The organism is Planosporangium spinosum, from assembly GCF_049999945.1.
Lineage (GTDB): Bacteria > Actinomycetota > Actinomycetes > Mycobacteriales > Micromonosporaceae > Planosporangium > Planosporangium spinosum.
In genome coordinates, this window is the sequence record NZ_JBLYUB010000074.1 from 1 (window position 1) to 1,542 (window position 1,542).

Genomic DNA, 1,542 nt, shown 5'->3' on the forward strand with positions numbered 1-1,542 from the left:
TGCCGGTCTCGATCACCATCTGCACGGCCTCGGCTTTGAACTGTGGACTGTACCGGCGACGCTGCTCGGGCATGGACTCATCCTCTCAGGTCGGAGGACGTGTCCAAGATCCTTAGTACACCTCAGAACCAGTGCCAGCGCTCGATGCTCGGGCGATGGGGTCCGGGCTGCTATGGGCGGCGATGGCGGTACGCGGCGAGCTCGGACTGGAGAGCTACGACCGGTTCTTCCTCTTCACAGGACCACCTACCGGCGAAAGGGGAAGTGACTGGACCCCGGTTTGTGGTCCACCGGCTATGAGAGCGGTGGTTGCCGGTTGGTGATCCACTGCTCGTGGAAGGCGTCGGGGGTCAGCCAGTCCAGCGAGCCGTGGGGCCTGTAGGAGTTGTACGCGATGCGCCAGTCCTCGACCCTGGAGCGGTCGCGCCTGCACCAACTTATCCGTCACCGTCCGGAAGGCGTACGTGAGGTCAACGACCGACAGGTCGCCCCAGAGGAATGCCTGCGCCGCTTCCCGGATCTCTGGATCAACTGGTGAGGTCACCACATCATCATGGTGCCAACGGATCCCCTCGATGCGAACTCCGGGCAGCGTAGCCCGGTGGCGTCCCGTACGAGGTCACCCGGTTCCTCATGGTCGTTCGCGGTCGGGTTGGGCGGGGGCGGCTGCTGTACCTCGCTTCTGTACTGAGGGCCACGCCGTCCGCCATGTGGCTACTCGGCGAACTCCAGCGACTCTGGAGCGGGGACGACAGTGATCGGGTCCTCGGCAACCGTAGCGAACTCCAGCCGGTCCAGGCGGCCGGCTTTGAGGAACACGAGCAGGAAGCCGACGAACGCTTGGCCCTCGCCTAACACGTTCGCTCGGATCTCCTGGACCGTTACGGATGACGCAGGCACGTCCACCGGTGGAACAAGGTCCACGGTGGCACACCCGCACGCGCATCCAGTCCGTACCTTCAGCCCCTGAAGCTGTCGTCGCAGTTCATCTCCAGCGGGCACACCGGTCAGGTCGAACACGCGACGCAGAGCGGCCAACTCCTCGGCAGTCGCGACACGCTCAGTTGGGTCCGGCGGGATCACTAGCTCATACCGCCGCTTGATCCCGGTCATGACGAGCGCGACCCTCCGCTTGTAAGGCTCTTCTGACGTGGTCCGCAGTGTCTGCCGAGGTTCTCCACGTCCAGGCCGACCTTCTCCCCTGTTCGCGGTCGTCCCCCAATGTCCGACTCGGTTGATGTCAGCAGTGGATGTCAGATCGAGAGCTGGCCGCCTACGCTCTCCTGATCATCTCGTCGGAGGGTGGCGCACGTGGAAGACAAGTGGATCTCGTCGGCCGGCGGGCCGCTGATTCTGATGCCGGAGTCGGCATGCAGCCACTGGGGCGGCTCTGGACCCTACTTCGAGCAGGACTCAGTGCCTGTCTGGGATCTCATGCCGTGGCGGTAGTTGGGTGATGGCGTGCCAGGCGTCTGGTCATCACGATGATCATCGCCCAGTGGACCATGGCGGCGTGGTGAGCAGGTAGGCGCTCGTAGTCGC

Annotated in this window: 2 protein-coding genes; both read right to left on the reverse strand. The window is 64.3% G+C overall.

Features of this window, described 5'->3' with window-relative positions; all coding sequences use genetic code 11:
* Positions 1-294 precede the first annotated feature (294 nt).
* Positions 295-441, reverse strand: coding sequence for an integrase core domain-containing protein (locus ACNTMW_RS34255; protein ID WP_426638224.1), 147 nt, complete (start codon positions 439-441; stop codon positions 295-297).
* A 273-nt stretch (positions 442-714) separates the two neighbouring features.
* Complete coding sequence (locus ACNTMW_RS34260) at positions 715-1,113, reverse strand: hypothetical protein (RefSeq protein ID WP_426638223.1); 399 nt, start codon at positions 1,111-1,113, stop codon at positions 715-717.
* Positions 1,114-1,542 lie beyond the last annotated feature (429 nt).